The sequence below is a fragment of the Thalassospira sp. HJ genome (genome assembly GCF_000948415.1).
GTDB lineage: Bacteria > Pseudomonadota > Alphaproteobacteria > Rhodospirillales > Thalassospiraceae > Thalassospira.
The window spans coordinates 20,274-43,265 of record NZ_JYII01000003.1; the positions used below are offsets into that span (position 1 = coordinate 20,274).

Consider the following 22,992-nt stretch of genomic DNA (forward strand, 5'->3'; position numbering starts at 1 on the left):
CTATGCCCGAGCCCATGTCTGACCTGCTCGACCGACCTGCACAACGTCAGCCAATTGACGTGCTGCAAGAAGTCTTCGGCTATGACAGCTTTCGCGGCCAACAGGCAGAAATCATTGATCATGTTATCGCAGGCAACGACGCACTCGTCCTGATGCCGACCGGCGGCGGCAAGTCACTTTGCTATCAGGTCCCTGCCCTTTGCCGTCCGGGAACGGCGGTTGTCGTATCACCGCTGATTGCATTGATGAAGGATCAGGTCGATGCGCTGAACCAGCTGGGTGTGAAGGCCGCCTTTATCAATTCGACCCTCGCCCCCGATGCCGCGCGCGAAATCGAAACGCGTGCCGTTGATGGCGATATTGATCTGCTTTATGTCGCCCCGGAACGCTTTGCCTCTGACCGGTTCCTGAATTTGCTGGACCGGATCAGCATTTCACTGTTTGCCATTGATGAAGCCCACTGCGTATCACAATGGGGCCATGATTTCCGCCCGGAATATCGTCGTCTTGATCTGCTGCCAACCCGCTTTTCGCATGTTCCGCGCATCGCACTGACCGCAACGGCCGATACGCCTACCCGCAAAGACATTGCCGAAAACCTCCATCTGACCGATGCCCAATGCTTTATTACCGGTTTTGATCGCCCGAATATCACCTATCGCATCGAAACCAAGGGCAATGCCAAGCAGCGCCTGCTGTCGTTCCTCAACCGTGAACATGCCGAAGATGCTGGCATTGTTTACTGCCTGTCGCGACGCAAAACCGAAGATGTCGCGCAATGGCTTTCCGATAATGGCCGTCCGGCACTCCCCTATCACGCTGGCCTGACACAGGAAACGCGCCAACTACATCAGGACCGCTTCCTGCGCGAAGACGGCCTGATCATTTGCGCGACCGTCGCCTTTGGCATGGGAATCGACAAACCCAACGTGCGTTTTGTCGCCCATCTCAACCTGCCCAAAAGCATGGAAGCCTATTATCAGGAAACCGGTCGTGCCGGGCGTGATGGCCTGCCCGCCAATGCCTGGATGAATTACGATCTCTCTGACATCGTTTCAATCCGCAGCATGGTCGCAAGTTCCGAGGCACCCGAGGCACAAAAACGCATTGAATCGCGCAAGCTCGATGCGTTGGTCGGCTTGGCCGAAACCACCAAATGCCGCCGTCAGGTGATCCTGTCCTATTTCGGCGACGATCAGCATCAACCTTGCGGAAACTGCGACACCTGCCTTGAGCCGGTCGACACCTGGGATGCAACACAGGCATCGCGCAAGGCACTTTCGGCGGTCTATCGCACCGGTCAACGCTTTGGCCCGGCACATGTCATCGAAGTCCTGATGGGCCGTAAAACCGAAAAAATCCGCCAGAACGGACATGACAAGCTGTCGGTCTATGCGATTGGCAAGGATATCGCCCAGCCACAATGGCGATCCGTATTTCGCCAACTCCTTGCCATGGGCTACCTTCAGGTCGATGTCGAAGGCCATGGTGGCGTTTACCTGACCGAGGAATCCCGACCGGTTCTGCGCGGTGAGAAAGTCGTCGAAATGCGCAAGGATCCCGGCGAAAGCAAGCGCGCGATGACCAAGCGCCTGCGCGATTTCGATACCGAATTCGAAAACGAAGAAGACCGCGATCTTTGGGAACGCCTGCGCACCCTGCGTCGCGAACTGGCCACCAGCCAGAACGTCCCGCCCTATGTGATCTTTAGCGACCGCACACTTTGGGAAATGGTACGTTTCAAGCCCCGCACCCTTGAAGACATGGCGTCCATCAACGGTGTCGGCGTCAAGAAGCTTGATCAGTACGGATTGGCATTTCTCGATGTCATGGACGGACGGCGGTAGACCGCCGTCCTGTCAGATGTTCCGGCAGTGCCACCTGACTTAGAGGCTTGCGCGAATGGCGCTGACAATTTCCTCGTCTTCCGGCTTGGTCCGGCTATCAAAGCTTTGAACAAGCTCGCCGTCACGGCCAATCAGATATTTGTGGAAATTCCATTGCGGAGCATTGTCCGCGCCCAGTTCCTGCTCCGCCCACTTATAGAACGGATGCGCATCCGGGCCTTTGACCGTGGTTTTTGATGTCAGCGGGAAGTCGACATCAAAATTGACCTCGCAGAAATCAAGGATATCGGCATCCTCGCTATATTCCTGCCCGCCGAAATCAGCCGACGGCACGCCAAGGACAACAAGCCCTTCGTCGCGGTAATCTTCCCACAGTTTTTGCAGGCCCGTATATTGGGGCGTAAACCCGCACATCGAGGCGGTATTTACCAGCAGAACGACCTTGTCGTTATACTCTGAAAGATGGATTTCACCGGCATCAATCGCCGGGAAAGAAAAATCATATGCCGATGGTGCATCATCCGATGCCATTGTCTCCCTCCAGGACAAACTCGCGACAAAAACAGTAAAGACAGAGAATACAACGAATTGAAGGCATTTTCCATTCCATCGATTAATCTGTGTCATATCGCTCCTCCGTCCATGGGTCGGCATTGTTATGATAACCACGCTCTTCCCAGAAACCCGGGCGGTCATCCCGCGCAAAAGTGATCTTGCGCACCCACTTTGCACTCTTCCAGAAATAAAGCTTCGGGATCACAACGCGCAGCGGCCCGCCATGCTCTTCGCTCAGAGGCTCACCCTCCCAATGATGGGCCAACAACACATCATCATCAAGAAACTGCTCAATCCGCACATTGGTCGTGTAACCATCATGGGCGGTAAACAACACATGGCGCGCAGCCGGTAATGGACCGACCATTTCTGCCAAGGTTGTTGCCAAAACGCCCTGCCAGTGATTGTCATAGCGCGACCAGCTGGTCACACAGTGAATATCGTTCTTTGCGGTGACATGCGGCAGATCAAGCAGATCGGAAAAGCTCAATGTCATGGGCTTTTTGACCTGCCCGTTGATTTCAAGCTGATAGTCATCGGCTGTGACATGCGGCGTGATACCCAAATCAAGCACTGGCCAATCGGTGACAAGGCGCTGGCCCGGCGGCAACCGGTTTTCGCGCGCAGTGTCCGGCGCACCCGTCATCAGGCGCCCGTCTTCGGCCCATTTGCGTTTGGCCGCAATCAGCTTGTCCTTGATCTTGCCTGAAAAGCTTTCTGTCACCGGGGTATCCTTTGTTGCCAAACCTTGGCTTTACCAGTCTTGATACGAAAAATGGCGCCAACATGTTCACCATGTCCGCGCCATTTAATCTCTTTTCCCAAGGCCTCAGCAAATCACATCGCTGCGACCGATATCCCAATCAGCCATGATCGCGCAGGATGCGTGCCTTGTCGCGCTGCCAATCGCGTTCCTTGACGGTTTCGCGTTTGTCGGCCTTCTTCTTGCCCTCGGCAATGGCGAGTTCAAGTTTCGCAATACCGCGTTCATTGAAATACAGTTTGACCGGAACAAGGGTGAAACCCTTCTTGTTCAGGGCATCATGCATCTTGCTGATTTCGCGCTTGTGCAAAAGCAATTTGCGCGGACGGCGTTCTTCGTGACCGAACGGCATTTTGCTTTGATATTCAGGAATATAGGCGTTGATCAGCCACACTTCGCCGTTCTTCGCTTCGGCGTAGGACTCCTGAATGTTGCCCTTGCCGTCGCGCAGCGATTTGACTTCAGTACCGCGCAGGGCGATACCCGCTTCAAACGTTTCCGTCAGGAAAAAGTCAAAGCGGGCCCGCCTGTTCTGCGCGACAACCTTGTTGGTACTTGTTTCTTTCTTGGGTGCCATAAGACGCTTGTTATCGCTTAATGGCCGAGAATACCGGCATTTTTGAGCGCGGTTTCGACCTTGCGTTTTGTTTCTTCGGCTATCTCGACCATCGGCAGGCGCATATGGCTGCCGCACAGACCAAGAAGCTCGGCGGCGTATTTCACCGGTCCGGGGCTGGATTCACAGAACATCGCCTTGTGAACCGGCATCAGTCGATAATTCAACTCCTGAGCCTTGGAAATGTTCCCCGCAGCCCAGGCCGCATGCAGATCAGCGCAAAGTTTCGGTGCGATGTTCGACGTCACCGAAATACAGCCGTGACCACCCTGTGCCAGGAACGGAACGATCGTGCCGTCTTCACCCGACAGCTGGCAGAAATCCGCACCTGCTGCCAAACGGGTCAGTGCCGGACGCTCCAGATCACTGGTGGCATCTTTCACACCAACAATGCGCGGCAATTTCGCCAGTTCCGCCATGGTGTCGACATTCATGTCGACGATCGAACGGCCCGGAATGTTGTAAATCACAATCGGGATATCGGTCGCGTCGTGAATGGCTTTGTAATGCGCATACAGCCCCTTCTGGGTCGGCTTGTTGTAATACGGTGTCACAACAAGTGCGGCATCCGCACCGGCATTCTGCGCATGGCGGGTCAGCGACAAGGCTTCTGCGGTCGAATTCGAACCGGTACCGGCGATTACCGGACCACGGCCCTTGGCAACTTCAAGTGCCAGTTCGACAACGCGATGATGCTCGGCATGGCTAAGGGTCGGAGATTCACCAGTGGTTCCGACTGGCACAACACCAGTCGTGCCCTGTTTAAGCTGCCAATCCACAAAAGACTGGAACGCCTTTTCATCAATCGCACCATCTTTCGTGAATGGCGTGATCAAAGCTGTGATTGAACCCTTAAACATAGAGATCTCCAAATTCGGGATATATTGAAAGCGGTCGCGAAAATAGCCGCTGTTGGGGTTTCCCGCAAGCACTGTATACGATAATCCGGGCGATCCGGGACGATGGGCAAAAATTCCCGTCAGGACTGTTTGGCTTTTATCGATTTCACTGCCATAATGCCCGGCTCGAGAGAGCATTCGTTGCCGTAAGGCACAAGGGGAACATCACATGGCGCAAGCGTCTTTCCGCAAGATCTCGGTCTGCGCATTGGCACTGGGCTTATCGATACTGATACCAGGTAGTTATCAGGTGCAGGCCGCAACGAATGAAGACAGTGTTCTTCACACGCAGCCGCCCTCACCGCTTTATTCTGCTGTCAGTCGTGCCCGTCTGAACGCGTTTCTGGACGCTGTTGAAGACGGCAAGACCGATACCTTCAAGCAACTCCTGACCAACTTTGATGATCCCCTGCTGCAAAAGGCAGCGGAATGGATGCTGCTGACCGCGCCCAATTCCGATCACAGCTTCGAAGAAATCACCGCCTTCATTGACGCCCATCCGAAATGGCCCAGTCAGGCGCTGCTCCGTCAGCGCGCCGAAGAAGCCATGACCGATGCCGTGCCCGATGAAGAAATCCTTGCATGGTTCAAACGTTCTGCCCCCGTCACCGCCGATGGTGCAACCCGCCAGATAAAGGCGTTGCTTGGTGCTGGTCAGGAGTCTGCGGCCATAGCGCTGATACGCCACAGCTGGATTAACGAGAATTTCGGTCGCGGTCAGGAACGCCGCTTCCTGGATCGTTACGGCGAATATATTGATGAAGAAACCCACGAACAGCGTCTTGATCGCCTGTTGTGGGAAGGTCGCCTGACGACGGCTGCGCGCATGATGAAATATGTCAGCGACGATTACCGTCGTCTGGCCGAAGCCCGCGCGTCGCTGCGTGCCATGCGTGGTGGTGTTGATGGTGCGATTAATCGCGTACCGGAAAAATACGTTGATGATCCCGGCCTGATTTACGAACGCGTCCGCTGGCGCCGTAAAAAGGACCGCGATCAGGATGCCCGCGACCTTTTGCTCTCGCAGGCCAATGACCTCGCCTATATTTCGATCCGTCCGCAATACTGGTGGCTGGAAAAGGCCATTCTGGCCCGCCGCGCCCTGCAAAAGGGCCATATCACCGATGCCTATCGCCTTGTTGCCAACCATGGTCAGGTTGATGCCGGCGATATCGCCGAGGCCGAATGGTATGCAGGCTGGATCGCGCTGGAATTCCTCGGTGATGCCGACATCGCGCTGACCCACTTCCAGAACCTCTATGACGTGGTGCAATACCCGATCAGTCTGGCGCGTGGCGCCTATTGGGCCGGGCGCGCCAATGAGAAGCTTGGCGATGAAAAACGCGCCAAGGAATGGTACACAATTGCTGCCGACCACGCCCACACCTTCTATGGACAGCTTGCCATCGACCGTCTCGGCACAAAACCATCCTATTCCGTCGAACAACCGGTTCCGACACCGGAACAGCGTGCCGAGTTCGAGGCACAGGAACTGACCCAGGTCGTGCGCAAGCTTGGCGAAATGGGGCTTGGCAACATCATCCGTCCGTTCATCATGGCGCTCGTTTATGAGCATGATGAGCCGGAATACCTTGCCATGGCGACCGATCTGGCGCGTGAATATGGCCGCACCGACCTTGGTATCCTTGCTGCCAAACGCAGCATCCGTACCGGCAGTGGCTATCTTGATGCCGCCTACCCGATCCATGAACAGGTTCCGCTTGGCCGGGCACCCGATCCGGCACTGGTGCATGCCATCATGCGTCAGGAAAGTCTGTTTAACCCGCAGGCGATTTCGTCTGCTGGTGCGCGTGGTCTGATGCAGCTGATGCCCGCCACGGCCAAACGCATGGCGCAGTCACTCAAACTCGATTACGACACCGACCGTTTGACCGAGGACCCGTCCTTTAACATCGCGGTTGGTCGTGCCTATATCCGGCGGTTGCTGGACCGCTGGGATGGTCAGGAAGTCCTGACAATCGCCAGCTACAATGCCGGTCCGACCCGGGTGCGCCAATGGATCAACGAATATGGTGATCCGCGCGATCCCGAGGTTGATCTGGTCGACTGGATCGAAATGATCCCCTATAGCGAGACCCGAAATTACGTTCAGCGCGTAATGGAAGGAACTTATGTCTATCGCCGGCGTTTTGCCCGGGACGAGATCGCAATGGGTCAAGGCGACGCCGAATAACGTGGCTTCAGGGGGCTCTGTCTTGGGCACCCTGATTTGCGCTTGCGCGCAATCACCCCATATTTGATCAACACTGCTTGTCAGAAGAGGTCAGCAATATGTCCGATAATGCACTGTCTTCCTGCCGTGCTTTTGTTTTCGATGCCTATGGCACCCTGTTTGACGTTGGATCGGCCGTCGCCAAGCTGCGCGACAGTGTCGGTGACGAGGCAGACCGCCTGTCATCGCTCTGGCGTCAGAAACAGCTGGAATATACCTGGCTGCGCAGCCTGATGGGCGATTTTGCCGATTTCTGGACGGTGACCGGGGATGCACTTGATTACGCGCTTGATCAGATTGGCAAAAGGGACCCGGTCCTGCGTGCCAAGCTGATGGAAACCTATCTGTCGCTTGATACTTTCCCGGAAGTGGTCGAAACCCTGAAATCGCTGAAAGATCAGGGACACAAGCTTGCCATCCTGTCCAACGGTGCCAAGCACATGCTGATCTCGGCGGCGAAGACATCCGGCATCCTGACGCTGTTTGATCACATCATCTGTGTTGATGATCTCAAAACCTACAAGCCGCATCCGGATGTCTATCAGCTCGCTGTCGACAAGCTTGAAGTCGAACCGGCCGAGATTTCCTTCCAGTCGTCAAACGGCTGGGATATTGCCGGTGCCGGTCATTTCGGTTTCCGCACCGCTTGGATCAACCGGGCACACAATCCGGCCGAACGCCTGTCACACAGCGCAGATGTGGTTCTGAACGGCCTGGATGAATTGCTGCCACTGGTTGGCGAACCGCAAAAGGCTTGATCGGCACATACCCACAAAGAAAAAGGCAGGTTCCGAATTTGGAACCTGCCTTTTTTTGTTTCTGCATCCGATTGGTGAAATGGCCGGACCCGCCATTCAAAACCGGAAGAAATCACTTAAGCGATTATTTGTTTTCTTTCTTCACGTTGGCGGCAACCACCTGGCCCGCCTGAATAACCGTCAGACCGCCTTCTTCCACACCTTCGATGCGGCGGCAATGGCCTTCGATATGTGCGCCTGGCTCGATCGACAGGCTTTCATGAAGAATGTCACCGATCATGCGCGCGGTATCGGAAAGAGATACATCCTTTGCACGGACCTGACCGATAACGGTGCCGCAAATGCGAATTTTCTCGGCAACGATTTCGCCGCGGACTTCGCCGCTTTGGCCGATCGTCAGGGTCCGGGTGCGAATATCGCCATTGACCGAACCATCCACCTGAACATCGGATTCCGAAATCAGATCACCGGTAACACGGAGATCAGCATTGATGACCGACAGGCCACCCTTTTTCTCAGCAGTCGTGTTGCCGCTGCTTTTATTCGTCGTTTGTGTCGTCTTGCTCGCTTTTGAAAACATAACGTCCCGCCTCAATAAATTTCACAGGATTGACCGGCTTATCATGAACCCGAACTTCGTAGTGCACATGGCTACCGGTGCTTCGTCCGGTACTGCCCATCAGCGCTATTTCGTCCTGGTACTGCACTTCGTCGCCCTTCTTTACGAGGACCTTGTAAAGGTGGCCATAACGGGTGTGGATACCATTCCCATGGTCGATTTCGACCATCTTCCCGTATTTGCCACTCCATCCCGCATGCACCACTTTACCCGGTGCTGTTGCAAGAATTGGTGTCTTGATCGGTCCGGCAAGATCAACACCGGAATGAAAAGCCCAGCGACCATTGATCGGGTCTTTCCGTTTACCGAACGAGCTCGATAGATAGTATTTCGCCGCCGGTTCCCCGATTGGCGTCTTCTTTATCCTGTCATGCAGATTGGCCAGATGATCCATGCGATCATTAAGCGCCACTGCCGTATTGACAAATTCTTCGTCCTGCGGGTGCTCGGGCTCAAAGGCCACGAACGGGCCACCAACGCCCGGCTGCTGCGGTTTCATCGGCGGCAGGATGAAGGCTTCCGGCTGCAGGCCGGTCATCTCAAGCACATTCTCAAGTTCGAGAATGGTGCTATCTGCCGTCTGGGCAACGCGCTGCATCGCCTGCTGCTGGATCGAATGCAGATCCGCAATACGCTGACGCGCTTCGCTTAGCTCACCCTGAAGCTTTTTGGAACGCTGCAACGCCTGATCGCGCTCGCGCATGACCCGCGACATCACGGTCTCAACAGTTTCAAGCTCATCGCGCAGTGCAAGGTTGCGGTTGGTAATCCCGTCAATCTGCCCCTGCAGCGCATTCATCTGGTTATCCATCGATGTGCGAATGGCTGAAATCTGGACTTTCTCCTTCTCGCTGGTCGCAAGTTTGGAGGTATAATCCTGGACCCGCGCCTGAAGCTGCAGGTTCTTCTCAGCCATCGACAACAGATTGCGATGGGTGTCTTCCATCTGGGCGGTAATCTCGCCAAACCGGCGCTGGCTTTCGGTTACACGGGCAATCAGACGGTTATAGGAAAGCTCGCTTCTGAAAAGCTGCTCTTCACGCATTGCAAGACGCTGATCAAGGTACCAGCTATAACCTGTAACGCCGACCGTCCAGGTAATAACTGCGGCCCCAAAAGAGGCCAACGCGACCTGCGCGTATTTTCCAAGCCGAAGCTGGTAAACAGAATCATTTGACCGGATAAGCAATTGCCGATCCGGAAACCATTTATCCACCAACCGACGAATGCGTTCAAACGCCGACATATTCAGTGTCTAACCCCTAGTTGCCCGTATGCACGTCCGGTTTGCCCGGTTGTGAAGAGTTTCTTTGACCCCGCCAGAGACTTTTTTGTCTTTTCTTTACGCTACCTTTAACTCGGCCTCCAAGCAAGCATGTTAACACATCCTTAATTGCAAAATTTTCACATAGCAGCCCGACCCTGTGATAGGTATCACCATCTTTCACATCATATGCGTTTGCTGCAAATGGCCTTTTCCCGATTTCTGATCACATTCGCTGCCACCTGGTGCTATAGCGGCAAAAGCCCGAAAGCCCCCGGCACAGCCGGATCATTTGCCGCCCTGCCCTTTGGTTGGCTGATCTGGGCGTATGGTGGCAACACTGCGCTGATTCTTGCCAGCATCGCGGTTTTTGCCATCGGGATCTGGGTCGCCCATCTTTACAGCCATATGCTTGGCATTCATGACGCCGGTGAAATCGTGATTGATGAGGTCGTCGGTCAATGGATGTGCCTGCTTGTTGTGCCACTCGCCGGTGTCTGGATGGATGTCGCATGGCTCTTCATCGCCTTTGTGGCATTCCGAATATTTGACGTGATCAAGCCCTGGCCGATACGCTGGGTAGACCGTCGGGTTGGTGGCGGCTTTGGCATCATGTTTGATGATGTGCTGGCCGGCGTCTTTGCCATGATTTCGCTGGTCATCATTGTTCACCTGACCGTGGGATGAGCCTGATGATGAATGATACCGACCTTCTAAACGCTGCAAGCGCCCTGATCGCCAAGTGCAAGGCCAAGGGCGAAATGATCGCAACGGCCGAATCCTGTACCGGTGGCCTGATCACCGGCACGCTGACCGGCGTTGATGGCAGTTCATCGGTCGTCGATTGCGGCTTTGTCACCTATTCGAACGAAGCCAAGCACAGCCTGATTGGTGTCGGCAACGACCTGCTGGCGGAATTCGGCGCTGTCTCGGAACCGGTGGCGCGCGCTATGTGCGAGGGCGCACTCGATCGTGCCCCCAATGCCACCATCGCCGTCTCTGTTACCGGTATTGCCGGTCCGGGCGGCGGCACGGATACCAAGCCTGTCGGGTTGGTTCATTTCGGCTGTGCGGCCAAGGGACGGGACACCATCACGACCCATGTCGTGTTTCCCGGTGATCGCCATGCTGTGCGCAAGGCAACCGTCCTAAGAGCATTCGCTTTGATTGAGGAAATTCTGGGCTGATCAGCCCTGATTTTTCGGGTCCGGCAATGTCGGCGTGCCGTAAACTTCGCGTGCGCGGGTTTCAAACGCGCCGACCATCAGCTTGACGGCCTCGTTAAACACGACACCGATCATTTTCTGCAACAGGGCTGAGCGGAACTCGAAATCGACAAAGAAATCAAGCCAGGTGCCGCCGTCTTCATCCTCTTCAAACACCCAGTGATTATTGAGGTACTTGAACGGCCCCTGCAGATATTCTACATCGACCCGATCCGGGCGCTGCAGGGTGACCTTGGATGTATATTTCTCGCGAAACATCTTAAACCCGATCACCAGATCAGCCTGAAGCACATTCCCATCGCGCTTGCGCACGCGTGATGCGACACACCACGGCAGAAATTCCGAGTAGGAATCGATATCCGCGACGAGATCAAAGAGTTGTTCCGGCGTATAGGGCAGTTTCCTGCGCTCTGCATGCGTCGGCACTCGATATCTCCCCTGATCGTCGTGGTCTGCGGTAAAACTGCTAAGCGGATTACTGTGCCGCGGTCACGGCCTGCTCTGCCTTGGCTTTGGCTGCTTCTGCGGCGGCAAGCTTCTTCTCACGTGCTTCGCGCAACTGTTCAAAGTCGCGGTCCGCGTGATAGCTCGACCGCGTCAGCGGCGTTGCCGAAACCATCAGGAAACCCTTGCCACGCGCCATCGATGCATAATCGTTAAATTCGTCAGGCGTGACGAATTTGTGCACCGGTTCGTGCTTAAGGGTCGGCTGCAGATACTGGCCAATCGTCAGGAAGTCGACATCTGCAACACGCAGATCATCCATCACCTGTGCCAGTTCCTTGCGCTCTTCGCCCAGACCGACCATCAGGCCGGATTTGGTGAAGATCGTCGGGTCAATCTGTTTGACCCGGTCCAGAATGCGCAGCGACTGATAGTAACGTGCGCCCGGACGGATGTTGGTATAAAGCCGCGGAACCGTTTCAAGGTTGTGGTTGAACACATCCGGACGGGCCTTGGCAACGATTTCGACCGCACCGGGCTTGTCACGGAAGTCCGGGGTCAGGATTTCAATCGTCGTTTCCGGCGACTTGTGACGGATCGCTTCAATCACGCGGGCAAAATGCGCGGCCCCGCCATCGGCCAGATCATCACGGTCAACCGAGGTGATCACAACATGCTTGAGCTGCATGTCAGCAACCGCCATCGCCAAGTTTTCCGGCTCGAACGGATCAAGCGCGTTCGGCATGCCGGTCTTGACGTTGCAGAACGAACAGGCACGCGTGCAGGTGTCGCCCATGATCATGAAGGATGCGTGTTTTTTCTGCCAGCATTCGCCGATATTCGGGCATGCGGCTTCTTCACACACGGTATGAAGGTTCAGGCCACGCGCAAGGTCGCGGGTTTCCTGATAGCCCTTGGAGGTCGGAGCCTTGACCCTGATCCAGGACGGTTTGCGCCCCGATGGGCGATCTGGCCGTTTCTGTTTTTCCGGGTGACGAACTGTTTTCTGTTCGCTGGGCGCCGTCGACATAGAGTTACCTCCGAAGGATTGGACGGGCGGCAATTTGCCGCCACGCCGCGCATTTGTCAAACCGACATTCGTCAAAAGTGATCATACCGGGCATGTCTGCCCGGCACGACACAATGTCTCAAGCTTTAGAAGTGGATCGCACGGCCATAGGCGTCAAGGACCGACTCATGCATCATTTCCGAAAGCGTCGGATGCGGGAAGACCGTATGCATCAGATCTTCCTCGGTCGTTTCAAGACCCATCGCAACCACAAAGCCCTGGATCAGCTCGGTCACTTCGGCACCAACCATGTGCGCGCCAAGCAATTCACCGGTCTTGGCATCAAACACGGTTTTCACCAGACCTTCGGCCTCGCCAAGGGCAACCGCCTTGCCATTGCCGATGAACGGGAACTTGCCAACCTTGACTTCATAGCCGGCATCTTTCGCCTTGGCTTCGGTCAGGCCAACACTTGCGACCTGCGGATGGCAATAGGTGCAACCCGGGATCTTGCGCGGATCAAGCGGATGAACGCCTTTGACACCGGCAATCTTTTCAATGCAGATCACGCCTTCATGCTCTGCCTTGTGGGCCAGCATCGGCGGGCCTGCAACGTCACCAATGGCGTAAATGCCCGGCTCTGCGGTTGCCGAATATTCATCGGTGCCAATCACGTTGCGATCAACCTTGACCTTGGTGGTTTCAAGACCAAGACCCTCGGTATTGCCAATGACGCCAACTGCGGAAATCACGCGATCAACGGTGAGTTCCTGCTTCTTGCCGTCCTTGGTTTCAACCGTGACGACAACATTGTCGGCATTGCGCTTGAGATTGGCGACCTTGGCTTCGGTCAGAATCTTCATCCCGTCCTTGGTCATCATCTTCTGTGCAAGGCCGGCGACTTCCTTGTCCTCGACCGGCATGATCTGCGGCATGATTTCAACCACGGTCACATCGGCACCCATGGTGTGATAGAAGCTGGCAAATTCGATGCCGATGGCACCGGAACCGACCACAACAAGGCTTTTGGGCATCTTGTCCGGCGTCATCGCCTTCTTGTAATCCCAAACCACCTTGCCATCGGCCTCAAGCCCCGGAAGCGAGCGTGCACGCGCACCGGTCGCAATGATGTAATTCTTGGCGGTATAGGTGCCCTTGTCCTTGCCTTCGACCACGATCTTTTTCGGGCCGTCGAACTTGGCTTCACCCGTGATCACGGTGACCTTGTTCTTTTTGAGCAAATGACCAACACCACCCGCCAGCTGCTTGGACACACCACGCGAACGCTGGATCACGGCATCAAGGTCAAAGGCCGGCTTTTCGCACGAAAGGCCATAATCCTTTGCATGATGCATGTTGCGATAAACTTCCGCCGAACGCAGCAGCGCCTTGGTCGGGATACAGCCCCAGTTCAGGCAAATGCCACCAACATGTTCACGCTCGACAACAGCCGTTTTCAGGCCAAGCTGGGCCGCACGGATTGCGGTTACATAACCACCCGGGCCAGCACCAATCACGATTACGTCGAAATTGCTATCCGCCATCGTAGGATCTCCTTTGCCTGCCCATTAATGGTCACAGGTCTTGAAATTCAAATGCTTGCGGGGACTTGTTAAAGCCCCCGCGCAACTTTGGACCCTCAGAGCAGCATGCTCAGCGGATCTTCAATAAGCTTTTTGAATTCGGCCATGAACTCTGCACCGACCGCGCCGTCGACCGCACGGTGGTCAACAGAAAGGGTGCAGCTCATGACAGTGGCGATTGCCAGCGCGCCGTCCTTGACGACCGGACGCTGTTCACCCGCACCAACGGCCAGGATGCAGCCCTGCGGCGGGTTAATGATCGCGGAGAATTCCTTGATACCGAACATGCCAAGGTTGGATACAGAGAACGTCCCACCCTGATAATCTTCCGGCATCAGTTTGCCGTCGCGTGCCTTGCCAGCCAGCGTCTTCATCTCGGTCGAGATTTCCGCAAGGCCTTTGGACCCAGCATCACGAACCACAGGCGTGATCAGGCCACCTTCGATGGCAACCGCCACCGAGATATCCTGTTTCTTGCACTGAAGGGTCGCCTTGTCGGTCCAGATGGAGTTCGCAGCCGGAACCTTTTTCAGTGCCAGCGAAACCGCACGGATGATGAAGTCATTGACCGAAATCTTGACACCCTCGCCCGCCTTTTCATTCAGCTGCTTGCGGGTTGCCAACAGATTGTCGAGTTCGCAATCCACCGTCAGATAGAAATGCGGAACCTGCTGCTTGGACTCGGTCAGGCGACGCGCGATGGTTTTGCGCATGCCGCTGTTCGGAATTTCTTCGTATTCCGGAAGACCGGTAAGATCCGGGTTCCAGCCAGATGCGGCCGGTGCAGAAGCTGCTGCCGGTGCGGCATCGGATTTCTTGTCCTCGGACGCGGCTGATTTCTCTGCCGGTTTGGACGACATTGCGGCTTCCACGTCACGTTTGACGATACGACCACGCGGGCCCGAACCGGAAACGCCGGAAAGCTCAACACCTTCATTCGCAGCAATACGACGCGCAAGCGGGCTTGCCTTGATACGCTCGCCACCGGAAACCGGTGCAGCCGGGGCCGGCTTGTCGCCACCCGATGCTGCCGGTGCTTTTTCCTCTTTGGCATCGCTTGCGGTCGGGGCGCTGTCGCCACCACCCGTGCTTGCTGCCGAGGTATCCGCACCTTCAAGCGCGCTTTCGTCTTCGTCTTCTTCCAAAAGCAATGCGATGACTTCGTTCACCGCAACATTTTCACTGCCTTCGGAAACAAGGATTTTACCGATTTTGCCTTCGTCGACAGCTTCGACTTCCATGGTGGCTTTATCGGTTTCGATTTCGGCGATGACGTCACCCGACTCAACGGTGTCGCCTTCCTTGACGTGCCATTTCGCCAAGGTGCCTTCGGTCATGGTCGGCGACAGGGCCGGCATCAATACTTTTACAGGCATGAACGCATTCTCCCGGTAACGGGGCGGCGCGGTTTGACCCGCGACCTGCCCCTGTCCGTCTTACTTAGCGATAGCAAACGGCCTTGGCCGCGGCGACGATGTGGCTGTCCTGCGGAAGCGCAAGCGCCTCCAGGTTGGCAGCATACGGCATCGGAACGTCTTCGCCGGTTACACGGGCAACCGGTGCATCGAGGTAATCAAATGCATGTTCCATCACAACAGACGCGATTTCCGCACCAATACCCGAGAAGTGCCAGCCTTCTTCGACAGTCACCAGACGGTTGGTCTTCATCACCGAACGCACGATGGTGTTCACGTCCAGCGGACGGATGGTGCGCAGGTTGATGACCTCTGCCGAGATGCCCTGCTCTGCCAGCTGTTCAGCTGCTTTAAGCGCCTTGCCAACCATGATCGAGAAAGCAACGATGGTGACATCGGTCCCTTCGCGTTCGATCTTGGCCTGACCGATCGGCAGGACGAAATCATCATCATCAGGCACTTCGAAGCTCTGACCGTACATGATTTCGTTTTCAAGGAAGACAATCGGGTTCGGATCGCGGATGGCTGCCTTAAGCAGGCCTTTGGCATCTGCTGCCGACCACGGTGCAACAACCTTCAGGCCCGGGCAATGTGCATACCAAGATGCATAGCACTGCGAGTGCTGGGCACCGACGCGCGACGCAGCACCGTTCGGGCCACGGAACACGATCGGGCAACCAAGCTGGCCACCGGACATATAAAGGGTTTTCGCAGCAGAGTTGATGATCTGGTCGATCGCCTGCATTGCGAAGTTAAAGGTCATGAATTCCAGAACCGGCTTCAGCCCCATAAAGGCAGAACCGGTTGCAAGGCCGGTGAAGCCATGCTCGGTGATCGGGGTATCGATCACACGCTTGTCACCGAACTCGTCCAGAAGACCCTGGGTAACCTTGTAGGCACCCTGATACTGAGCAACTTCTTCACCCATGACGAAAACATTCTCGTCGGTGCGCATTTCTTCGGCCATTGCATCACGCAGGGCTTCACGCACGGTCTGGGTTTTAAAGCTGGTATAGGTCTTTTCGTCCTGAGTGCTGTTCATCACGCTCATTGCGCGCGGCTCAGCTTCCGAACGTTCAATCGCACCACTGGCCGAAACCGGCGCAGCGCTTGACGACGCAGCAGCCGGGGCTTCGTCAGAAGATGCTTCTTCTTCCTTGGCCGGTGCGGCCTCTGCTTTCGGTGCGGACGATGCGGACACGTTATCGAGTGCGGACGCGTCTTCATCTTCTTCGAGGATATAGGCAATCACCTGATTGACCGCGACATTCTCGGTACCGGCATCAACAACGAGCTTACCAATGGTGCCCTCGTCTACGGCCTCGACTTCCATCGTGGCTTTGTCGGTTTCGATTTCTGCGATCACGTCACCGGATGCGACAGTATCGCCTTCCTTGACGTTCCATTTGGCAAGTGTGCCTTCGGTCATGGTCGGCGACAGGGCCGGCATCAAAACTTCAATCGGCATTGTTCCCTCTCTCCCGGGAAATATCGTTCAAAAGCGGTTCGCAGTCTTTGCGATCACGCGTCGATCAGAATGTCGGTAAACAGTTCGGAAACATCCGGTTCCGGGCTGTTTTGCGCGAACTCGGCCGCTTTTGCGACTTCGGCCTTAACTTCCTTGTCGATGTCTTTCAGACCGGCTTCATCAACGATGTTGCCGTCGATCAGGAGCTTTTTGACCATATCGATCGGATCGTGCTCTTTACGCATTTTGTCGAGCTCGTCCTTGGTCCGGTATTTCGCCGGGTCGGACATGGAATGCCCGCGATAACGATAGGTTTTAAGTTCCAGGATGTAAGGCCCCTTGCCTTCACGGCAATGCGCCACAGCACGTTCACCAGCAGCCTTCACCGCCAGAACGTCCATACCGTCAACCTGTTCACCGGGGATGCCATAGGCCTTGCCGCGTTCATACAGGTCCGGGCTGGACGAGTGACGCTGGGTCGAGGTGCCCATCGCATACTGGTTGTTCTCGATGCAGTAGATTACCGGAAGCTGCCAAAGCGCTGCCATGTTGAAGGCTTCATAGACCTGACCCTGGTTGACAGCACCGTCACCAAGATAGGTCATGCAGACCCGGTTCTCACCGCGATATTTGTAGCTGAAAGCAATACCGGTTCCGAGCGGAACCTGCGCACCCACGATACCGTGCCCACCATAGAAATTCTTTTCCTTGGAGAACATGTGCATCGAGCCGCCTTTACCGCGGGAATAACCGCCTTCGCGGCCCGTCAGTTCGGCCATGACACCGGCTGCATCCATGCCTGTTGCAAGCATGTGGCCGTGATCACGATAGCTGGTGATAACACCGTCTTCGTCCGATGCTGCGGCCTGCATGCCGACAACAACGGCTTCCTGCCCAATATAAAGGTGGCAGAAACCACCGATGAGCCCCATGCCATACAGCTGACCGGCTTTTTCTTCAAAGCGGCGGATCAGAAGCATTTCACGGTAATATTTGAGGAGATCGTCACTGCTCGCCTGGTTGTCAGCGCGCGTAGTGCCGCGTTTACGTTTTGGTGTGGTCGCCATGTTTCCTCCCGGTGGATGGCTATCGCTTAAGCATCATGTATGAGCGCTTAATTCGGTACTGGACCACCGAAATGACTACCGAAAACAGACCACAAGGGCAAGCAATCTAACCTCGATTAAACTGTTGTTTTGCAACGCACAATCACAAATAAACCCGTTTTTGGTTAATTTGTGTATTTACGCGTTTTTGCAGAGTTGTAGGGTTTTCAGCGACTTGGAAGAATGCCTTAAAACTCGTTCATTCCCCTGCGTCACAAATGCTATGCTTTCGTGAGGATAATTCCGCATAGCAGCGCACAATGGAAAACAACCGCAAGAATGCATTGATTATCAATGCCCTCTACTGGTTTCGCGCAAAACGGTTCGTAAACCGGAACTCAGTTTAAACAACAACTTACCTGAATGCGATCATTCCTGAACACATTTCACAACCGGGAATTTCTTGATCAACACGCAAGTTCAGGCCGCCCGAGGTCAATTTCACGGCCAAAATCTGAACACACTCTTCGACGGATTCTTTCTGGTCGGAATTTCGGTTGGGTGGCACCCTGCCCGACGCTTAGTTGGCGTCGGCAGCAATCGTGGTTGCGGCAGTCACGTCGCTATATCCATCGTGATGGAAAATGATGACGTCATCCGGGTGGGCTGCATTAAGCATCGCACGCGCGCGCTCATCAAGCAGATCCGGATCAAGGTGCTTTGCACGCAGCGACACAACATGCTGTTCAAGCGACTTGCGCTGGTCTGTTGTTTCTTCCAGCACGCGGGCAATCTCGCTCACCCGGTCCTGCATCGACCAATAGGTCAGCAGACCGCGCTCCCCTTCCACGCTGTGGAAGATGAAATACGCCATCACTGTAAATGCGATTACCGGCGCGACAGCCTGTTTCAGGCGACGAAAGACCGGCGAATTGGACGCCATTTACCCTATGCCCCTTGCACACTTGTGCGACTTGGCAACAAAACACACCATTCCGGGTTCACAACGTAAAAACAACATGCGTTATTTCGCTTGTCTGACAGTGACTTACCATCAAACAAGGCGACAAACCCGGCAACATTAGCCTTAAACTTGCGCATAAGCGGGTAAAAATAGAGTTAAGCGAGCAGCGCAAATGGGTGCGATTACGCTCAATTCAATAATCCTGATATTCGACTTTTCTCATCCGAAACAATCCGCTCAGAACGCAAAACAGGCCGCCTCCCCATCGGAAAGCGGCCTGCTGGCACATCTTAAATGTGGTGGTCGGTGTTACTTCAGGATCGAACGACCCGGGAAGTATGCACCGGCATCAAGAAGTTCCTCGATGCGGATCAGCTGGTTGTATTTTGCCATACGGTCAGAACGCGACAGCGAGCCGGTTTTGATCTGACCACAGTTGGTGGCAACTGCCAGATCAGCAATGGTCGAATCTTCGGTTTCGCCCGAACGGTGTGACATCACGGCGGTGTAACCGGCACGGTGTGCCATTTCGACCGCCTCAAGGGTTTCAGACAGCGTACCGATCTGGTTGACCTTCACCAGGATCGAGTTGGCGACGCCCTTCTTGATACCATCTGCCAGACGTTTCGGGTTGGTGACAAACAGGTCATCACCGACCAGCTGGGTTTTGGCACCAATGGCAGCCGTCAGCTCTGCCCAGCCATCCCAATCGTCTTCGGCCATGCCGTCTTCGATGGAGAAGATCGGGTATTTGCCAACAAGATCGGCCCAGTATTTGACCATCTCGCTCGGATCAAGGGACTTGCCCTCACCGGCCAGCACGTATTTGCCGCCTTTGAAGAACTCGGTCGATGCCGCGTCAAGGGCCAGCACAACGTCTTCTTCCGGGCGATAGCCGGCAGCTTCGATCGATTTCATGACATAGCTGATGGCAGCTTCGGTCGATGCGATGTTCGGCGCAAAGCCGCCCTCGTCACCAACGTTGGTGTTCAGACCATCTGCCGACAAAGCCTTTTTCAGGTTGTGGAATATCTCGGCCCCCATGCGGATCGCATCCGAGCAGGTCTCGGCCGATACCGGCATGATCATGAATTCCTGAACGTCGATCGGGTTGTCGGCATGCTCGCCGCCATTGATGATGTTCATCATCGGCACCGGAAGCGAACGGGCAAACGACCCACCGACATAACGATAAAGCGGCAGGCCAGCATCTTCGGCGGCGGCCTTTGCAGTTGCCAGCGACACGCCAAGAATGGCGTTGGCACCAAGGCGGCCTTTGTTTTCGGTGCCATCAAGCTCGATCATGGCGTTATCGATGGCGATCTGGTCTTCGGCATCCATGCCGGCCAATGCTTCAAAGATTTCACCGTTAACGGATGCAACCGCCTTGGTCACACCTTTGCCCAGATAGCGGTCTTCCTTGTCGCGCAGTTCGACGGCTTCGTGTGCACCGGTGGATGCGCCCGAAGGAACGGCAGCACGACCAAAGGCGCCATTTTCCAGGGTGACATCAACTTCGACCGTCGGGTTACCACGGCTGTCAAGGATTTCGCGGCCGCGAATATCAATAATAGCGGTCATGACAGAAACGTTCTCCTCACTGGTAGGAACCATACCTGTTTATCAGGCATGCAGGTTACAGCAAAAAAGAATGCCGCCAATCACTGACTGGCGGCATTTTGTATTTACGCGTCAAACATATCCAGGCGAACCGGATTGGCTTTCGTCACTTTATCCAGTTCCATCAGAACCGAAAGCACTTCGGGAAGCTTGTTTAACGGGATCTGGTTCGGGCCATCGGAAATGGCCGTCGCCGGGTTATCGTGGGTTTCGATAAACAGTGCTGCGATGCCAACTGCAACGGCCGCACGGGCCAGAACAGGCGCGAATTCGCGCTGGCCACCTGATGAGGTGCCCTGTCCGCCCGGCTGCTGAACCGAATGGGTGGCATCGAAGACAACCGGATAGCCCTGACGGGCCATGGTGGGAAGTCCACGGAAGTCCGTGACAAGCGTGTTATAGCCAAAGCTGGTCCCACGGTCACAGAGCATAATATTGTCATTGCCGGTCGCAGCCAGGTTATTGGCCACATTGGCCATGTCCCAAGGTGCCAGGAACTGACCCTTTTTGACATTGACCACACGGCCAGTCTTGCCCGCTGCCTGCAGAAGATCTGCCTGACGGCACAGGAATGCCGGGATCTGCAGGATATCGGCAACCTCGGCCACCGCTGCACACTGATCAGGCAGATGCACGTCGGTCACGATCGGAAGCCCGGTGGTTTCCTTGACTTCGGCCAGAATATCAAGCCCTTCCTGCAGGCCGACACCACGTTTGGACGTCGTGCTGGTGCGGTTGGCCTTGTCAAACGAGCTTTTATACACAAGCCCGATGCCAAGCCCTTCGGACAGTTCCTTAAGGGCGGTCGCCATTTCAAGCGCGTGCTGACGGCTTTCGATCGCGCACGGGCCGGCCAGAACGGCAAACGGCTTGTCGTTGGCGATTTCGATATTGCCGACTTTGACGGTTTTAATTTCGGTCATTGCTATGACTTTCAGTCGATCACGTGTCTGTTGCTGTCACATAGTCCGACAGGCGCGATTACACCAGACGGCTGCGTTCTTTTGCAGCCTTGATGTAGGAAACAAACAGCGGATGCGGATCGAGCGGACGCGAACGCAGTTCCGGGTGGAACTGAACGCCGATGAACCACGGATGATCCGGATATTCGACGATTTCCGGCAAACGACCATCCGGCGACAGACCAGAGAATTTCAGGCCTTTTTCCTCAAGCTGCGACATGAAGTTGACGTTCACTTCATAACGATGGCGGTGACGTTCCAGAACGGTTTCGCTGCCATAAATGTCGCGCGCATGGGTGCCATCAACAAGTTTGCACTCATAGTTACCAAGGCGCATGGTGCCGCCAAGATCATCCTCATCCGAACGACGTTCGACCGAACCACCATCTTTCGCCCATTCGGTCATCAGACCAACAAGCGGGGTTTTGGTCGGGCCAAACTCGGACGAGGACGCATCCTTAAGCCCCGCAAGGTTACGGGCCGCTTCAAGAACCGCCATCTGCATGCCAAAGCAAATCCCGAAATACGGAACCTTGTTTTCACGCGCATAACGGGCTGCGGCAATCTTGCCTTCGGTCCCACGTTCGCCAAAGCCACCCGGCACCATGATCGCATCAAGCTTGGACAGGATTTCGTTGACGTTGCCGTCTTTTTCCAGCTCGTCAGATGCAATCCATTCAAGCTTCACACGCACCTTGTTGGCGATCCCGCCATGGGTCAGCGCTTCGGTCAGCGACTTGTAGGCATCAGGAAGCTGGATGTATTTGCCAACGATACCGATGGTAACTTCACCTTCCGGGTTACGGATGGTGTTGCAGATATCTTCCCACGGCTGAAGGTCCGGTTCCTGCGCCTGCAGGCCGAAGTGATAAAGCACTTCGTTATCCAGACCATACTGGTGATAGCTGATCGGCACCTGATAGATGTTGTCAACGTCATAGGCCGGAATAACAGCCGCTTCACGGACATTACAGAAACGCGCAATCTTGCGGCGTTCATTGATCGGAATTTCACGATCGCAACGGCACAGAAGAATATCAGGCTGAATACCAACACTCTGCAGTTCCTTGACGGAATGCTGGGTCGGCTTGGTTTTAAGCTCACCGGCCGAGGAAATATACGGCACCAGCGTCAGGTGCATGAACAGCGCGCGGCCATCGCCAAGGTCGTTGCCCATCTGACGGATCGCTTCAAGGAACGGAAGACTTTCGATGTCGCCAACCGTGCCGCCGATTTCAACCAGGACAAAGTCCTCGGTCGCATCCGACATGACGAATTCCTTGATCGCATCGGTGATGTGCGGAATGACCTGCACAGTCCCGCCAAGGTAATCACCACGACGTTCGCGCGCGATCACGTTGGAATAGATACGACCGGTGGTGACGTTATCGGAACGGCGCGAAGAAACACCGGTGAAACGTTCATAGTGGCCAAGATCAAGGTCGGTCTCCGCCCCGTCTTCGGTCACATAGCATTCGCCATGCTGGTACGGGCTCATGGTGCCCGGATCGACGTTAATATACGGATCAAGTTTACGCAGACGAACTGTAAAGCCGCGTGCCTGCAGGGACGCACCCAAAGCAGCGGAAGCCAGGCCTTTGCCCAGCGAAGAAACAACGCCACCGGTAATAAAGATAAAACGAGTCATTATCTTGGCCTCATCTCAAAGCACAAAGCCTCGGTTCAGTGCAGTGCACCACG

21 protein-coding genes are annotated in these 22,992 nt (G+C 55.3%); 5 read left to right on the forward strand and 16 right to left on the reverse strand.

Annotated elements, in window-relative coordinates:
- The first annotated feature begins 2 nt into the window (after positions 1-2).
- A complete protein-coding gene (gene recQ, locus UF64_RS00790) occupies positions 3-1,847 on the forward strand; it encodes a DNA helicase RecQ (RefSeq protein ID WP_235284918.1) in 1,845 nt (614 codons plus the stop codon).
- Positions 1,848-1,886: 39 nt separating this feature from the next.
- Here the strand turns inward: recQ and UF64_RS00795 are convergent, their stop codons facing one another.
- The 4 genes from UF64_RS00795 to dapA form a co-directional block, all read right to left on the reverse strand.
- Complete coding sequence (locus UF64_RS00795) at positions 1,887-2,378, reverse strand: glutathione peroxidase (RefSeq protein ID WP_044826730.1); 492 nt, start codon at positions 2,376-2,378, stop codon at positions 1,887-1,889.
- Between the two features lie 82 nt (positions 2,379-2,460).
- Positions 2,461-3,126, reverse strand: a complete 666-nt coding sequence (locus UF64_RS00800) for a sulfite oxidase-like oxidoreductase (RefSeq protein ID WP_082049448.1) — start codon at positions 3,124-3,126, stop codon at positions 2,461-2,463.
- 139 nt (positions 3,127-3,265) lie between these two features.
- Positions 3,266-3,742: an SsrA-binding protein SmpB gene (gene smpB / locus UF64_RS00805; RefSeq protein WP_044826732.1), complete on the reverse strand. Its 477-nt coding sequence runs from the start codon at positions 3,740-3,742 to the stop codon at positions 3,266-3,268.
- A gap of 17 nt (positions 3,743-3,759) precedes the next feature.
- Positions 3,760-4,641, reverse strand: coding sequence for a 4-hydroxy-tetrahydrodipicolinate synthase (dapA, locus tag UF64_RS00810; RefSeq protein ID WP_044826733.1), 882 nt, complete (start codon positions 4,639-4,641; stop codon positions 3,760-3,762).
- A 208-nt stretch (positions 4,642-4,849) separates the two neighbouring features.
- Between dapA and UF64_RS00815 the strand changes: the two genes are divergently transcribed.
- Positions 4,850-6,874, forward strand: coding sequence for a lytic transglycosylase domain-containing protein (locus UF64_RS00815; RefSeq protein ID WP_044826734.1), 2,025 nt, complete (start codon positions 4,850-4,852; stop codon positions 6,872-6,874).
- 98 nt (positions 6,875-6,972) lie between these two features.
- Entirely contained in the window at positions 6,973-7,671 is a 699-nt protein-coding gene (locus UF64_RS00820) for a haloacid dehalogenase type II (RefSeq protein WP_044826735.1), read from the forward strand.
- A 124-nt stretch (positions 7,672-7,795) separates the two neighbouring features.
- Here UF64_RS00820 and UF64_RS00825 read toward each other — a convergent pair whose 3' ends face one another.
- Together UF64_RS00825 and UF64_RS00830 are read right to left on the reverse strand one after the other, a co-directional pair.
- Positions 7,796-8,251: a polymer-forming cytoskeletal protein gene (locus UF64_RS00825; RefSeq protein ID WP_044826736.1), complete on the reverse strand. Its 456-nt coding sequence runs from the start codon at positions 8,249-8,251 to the stop codon at positions 7,796-7,798.
- Complete coding sequence (locus UF64_RS00830; protein ID WP_044826737.1) at positions 8,211-9,536, reverse strand: M23 family metallopeptidase; 1,326 nt, start codon at positions 9,534-9,536, stop codon at positions 8,211-8,213. Before UF64_RS00830 ends, UF64_RS00825 begins: the two co-directional genes overlap by 41 nt.
- 222 nt (positions 9,537-9,758) lie before the next feature.
- On the opposite strand from UF64_RS00830, the gene UF64_RS00835 reads away from it, so the two are divergent.
- Both UF64_RS00835 and UF64_RS00840 read left to right on the forward strand, forming a co-directional pair.
- On the forward strand, positions 9,759-10,241 hold the full coding sequence (locus UF64_RS00835; protein WP_044826890.1) for a phosphatidylglycerophosphatase A: 483 nt from the start codon (positions 9,759-9,761) through the stop codon (positions 10,239-10,241).
- Between the two features lie 8 nt (positions 10,242-10,249).
- Entirely contained in the window at positions 10,250-10,741 is a 492-nt protein-coding gene (locus UF64_RS00840) for a CinA family protein (RefSeq protein ID WP_200892624.1), read from the forward strand.
- Here the strand turns inward: UF64_RS00840 and UF64_RS00845 are convergent, their stop codons facing one another.
- The 10 genes from UF64_RS00845 to UF64_RS00890 form a co-directional block, all read right to left on the reverse strand.
- Positions 10,742-11,206, reverse strand: a complete 465-nt coding sequence (locus UF64_RS00845; RefSeq protein ID WP_044826738.1) for a type II toxin-antitoxin system RatA family toxin — start codon at positions 11,204-11,206, stop codon at positions 10,742-10,744.
- 49 nt (positions 11,207-11,255) lie between these two features.
- Complete coding sequence (lipA, locus tag UF64_RS00850) at positions 11,256-12,254, reverse strand: lipoyl synthase (RefSeq protein ID WP_044826739.1); 999 nt, start codon at positions 12,252-12,254, stop codon at positions 11,256-11,258.
- Positions 12,255-12,379: 125 nt separating this feature from the next.
- Positions 12,380-13,777, reverse strand: a complete 1,398-nt coding sequence (gene lpdA / locus UF64_RS00855; RefSeq protein WP_044826740.1) for a dihydrolipoyl dehydrogenase — start codon at positions 13,775-13,777, stop codon at positions 12,380-12,382.
- Between the two features lie 95 nt (positions 13,778-13,872).
- Positions 13,873-15,192: a pyruvate dehydrogenase complex dihydrolipoamide acetyltransferase gene (locus tag UF64_RS00860; RefSeq protein ID WP_044826741.1), complete on the reverse strand. Its 1,320-nt coding sequence runs from the start codon at positions 15,190-15,192 to the stop codon at positions 13,873-13,875.
- Between the two features lie 64 nt (positions 15,193-15,256).
- Complete coding sequence (locus UF64_RS00865; RefSeq protein ID WP_044826742.1) at positions 15,257-16,699, reverse strand: pyruvate dehydrogenase complex E1 component subunit beta; 1,443 nt, start codon at positions 16,697-16,699, stop codon at positions 15,257-15,259.
- Between the two features lie 53 nt (positions 16,700-16,752).
- Positions 16,753-17,766 carry a pyruvate dehydrogenase (acetyl-transferring) E1 component subunit alpha gene (pdhA, locus tag UF64_RS00870; protein WP_044826743.1) on the reverse strand — a complete coding sequence of 338 codons (1,014 nt, stop codon included), beginning with the start codon at positions 17,764-17,766 and terminating at the stop codon, positions 16,753-16,755.
- Between the two features lie 559 nt (positions 17,767-18,325).
- On the reverse strand, positions 18,326-18,688 hold the full coding sequence (locus UF64_RS00875) for a septum formation initiator family protein (RefSeq protein WP_052657396.1): 363 nt from the start codon (positions 18,686-18,688) through the stop codon (positions 18,326-18,328).
- Positions 18,689-19,018: 330 nt separating this feature from the next.
- Positions 19,019-20,290, reverse strand: a complete 1,272-nt coding sequence (gene eno / locus UF64_RS00880) for a phosphopyruvate hydratase (protein WP_044826893.1) — start codon at positions 20,288-20,290, stop codon at positions 19,019-19,021.
- A 104-nt stretch (positions 20,291-20,394) separates the two neighbouring features.
- Positions 20,395-21,252 (reverse strand): 3-deoxy-8-phosphooctulonate synthase, encoded by an 858-nt coding sequence (gene kdsA, locus UF64_RS00885; protein ID WP_044826744.1) that lies wholly within the window; start codon positions 21,250-21,252, stop codon positions 20,395-20,397.
- A 58-nt stretch (positions 21,253-21,310) separates the two neighbouring features.
- Positions 21,311-22,939, reverse strand: coding sequence for a CTP synthase (locus UF64_RS00890; RefSeq protein ID WP_044826745.1), 1,629 nt, complete (start codon positions 22,937-22,939; stop codon positions 21,311-21,313).
- Positions 22,940-22,992 lie beyond the last annotated feature (53 nt).

Bases quoted from the DNA above. Each gene is read 5' to 3' on its own strand.
- recQ (WP_235284918.1), top strand. From the start codon at position 3: ATGCCCGAGCCCATGTCTGACCTGCTCGACCGACCTGCACAACGTCAG.
- UF64_RS00795 (WP_044826730.1), bottom strand. From the start codon at position 2,378: ATGGCATCGGATGATGCACCATCGGCATATGATTTTTCTTTCCCGGCG.
- smpB (WP_044826732.1), bottom strand. From the start codon at position 3,742: ATGGCACCCAAGAAAGAAACAAGTACCAACAAGGTTGTCGCGCAGAAC.
- dapA (WP_044826733.1), bottom strand. From the start codon at position 4,641: ATGTTTAAGGGTTCAATCACAGCTTTGATCACGCCATTCACGAAAGAT.
- UF64_RS00815 (WP_044826734.1), top strand. From the start codon at position 4,850: ATGGCGCAAGCGTCTTTCCGCAAGATCTCGGTCTGCGCATTGGCACTG.
- UF64_RS00820 (WP_044826735.1), top strand. From the start codon at position 6,973: ATGTCCGATAATGCACTGTCTTCCTGCCGTGCTTTTGTTTTCGATGCC.
- UF64_RS00825 (WP_044826736.1), bottom strand. From the start codon at position 8,251: ATGTTTTCAAAAGCGAGCAAGACGACACAAACGACGAATAAAAGCAGC.
- UF64_RS00830 (WP_044826737.1), bottom strand. From the start codon at position 9,536: ATGTCGGCGTTTGAACGCATTCGTCGGTTGGTGGATAAATGGTTTCCG.
- UF64_RS00835 (WP_044826890.1), top strand. From the start codon at position 9,759: ATGGCCTTTTCCCGATTTCTGATCACATTCGCTGCCACCTGGTGCTAT.
- UF64_RS00840 (WP_200892624.1), top strand. From the start codon at position 10,250: ATGAATGATACCGACCTTCTAAACGCTGCAAGCGCCCTGATCGCCAAG.
- lipA (WP_044826739.1), bottom strand. From the start codon at position 12,254: ATGTCGACGGCGCCCAGCGAACAGAAAACAGTTCGTCACCCGGAAAAA.
- lpdA (WP_044826740.1), bottom strand. From the start codon at position 13,777: ATGGCGGATAGCAATTTCGACGTAATCGTGATTGGTGCTGGCCCGGGT.
- UF64_RS00860 (WP_044826741.1), bottom strand. From the start codon at position 15,192: ATGCCTGTAAAAGTATTGATGCCGGCCCTGTCGCCGACCATGACCGAA.
- UF64_RS00865 (WP_044826742.1), bottom strand. From the start codon at position 16,699: ATGCCGATTGAAGTTTTGATGCCGGCCCTGTCGCCGACCATGACCGAA.
- pdhA (WP_044826743.1), bottom strand. From the start codon at position 17,766: ATGGCGACCACACCAAAACGTAAACGCGGCACTACGCGCGCTGACAAC.
- UF64_RS00875 (WP_052657396.1), bottom strand. From the start codon at position 18,688: ATGGCGTCCAATTCGCCGGTCTTTCGTCGCCTGAAACAGGCTGTCGCG.
- eno (WP_044826893.1), bottom strand. From the start codon at position 20,290: ATGACCGCTATTATTGATATTCGCGGCCGCGAAATCCTTGACAGCCGT.
- kdsA (WP_044826744.1), bottom strand. From the start codon at position 21,252: ATGACCGAAATTAAAACCGTCAAAGTCGGCAATATCGAAATCGCCAAC.
- UF64_RS00890 (WP_044826745.1), bottom strand. From the start codon at position 22,939: ATGACTCGTTTTATCTTTATTACCGGTGGCGTTGTTTCTTCGCTGGGC.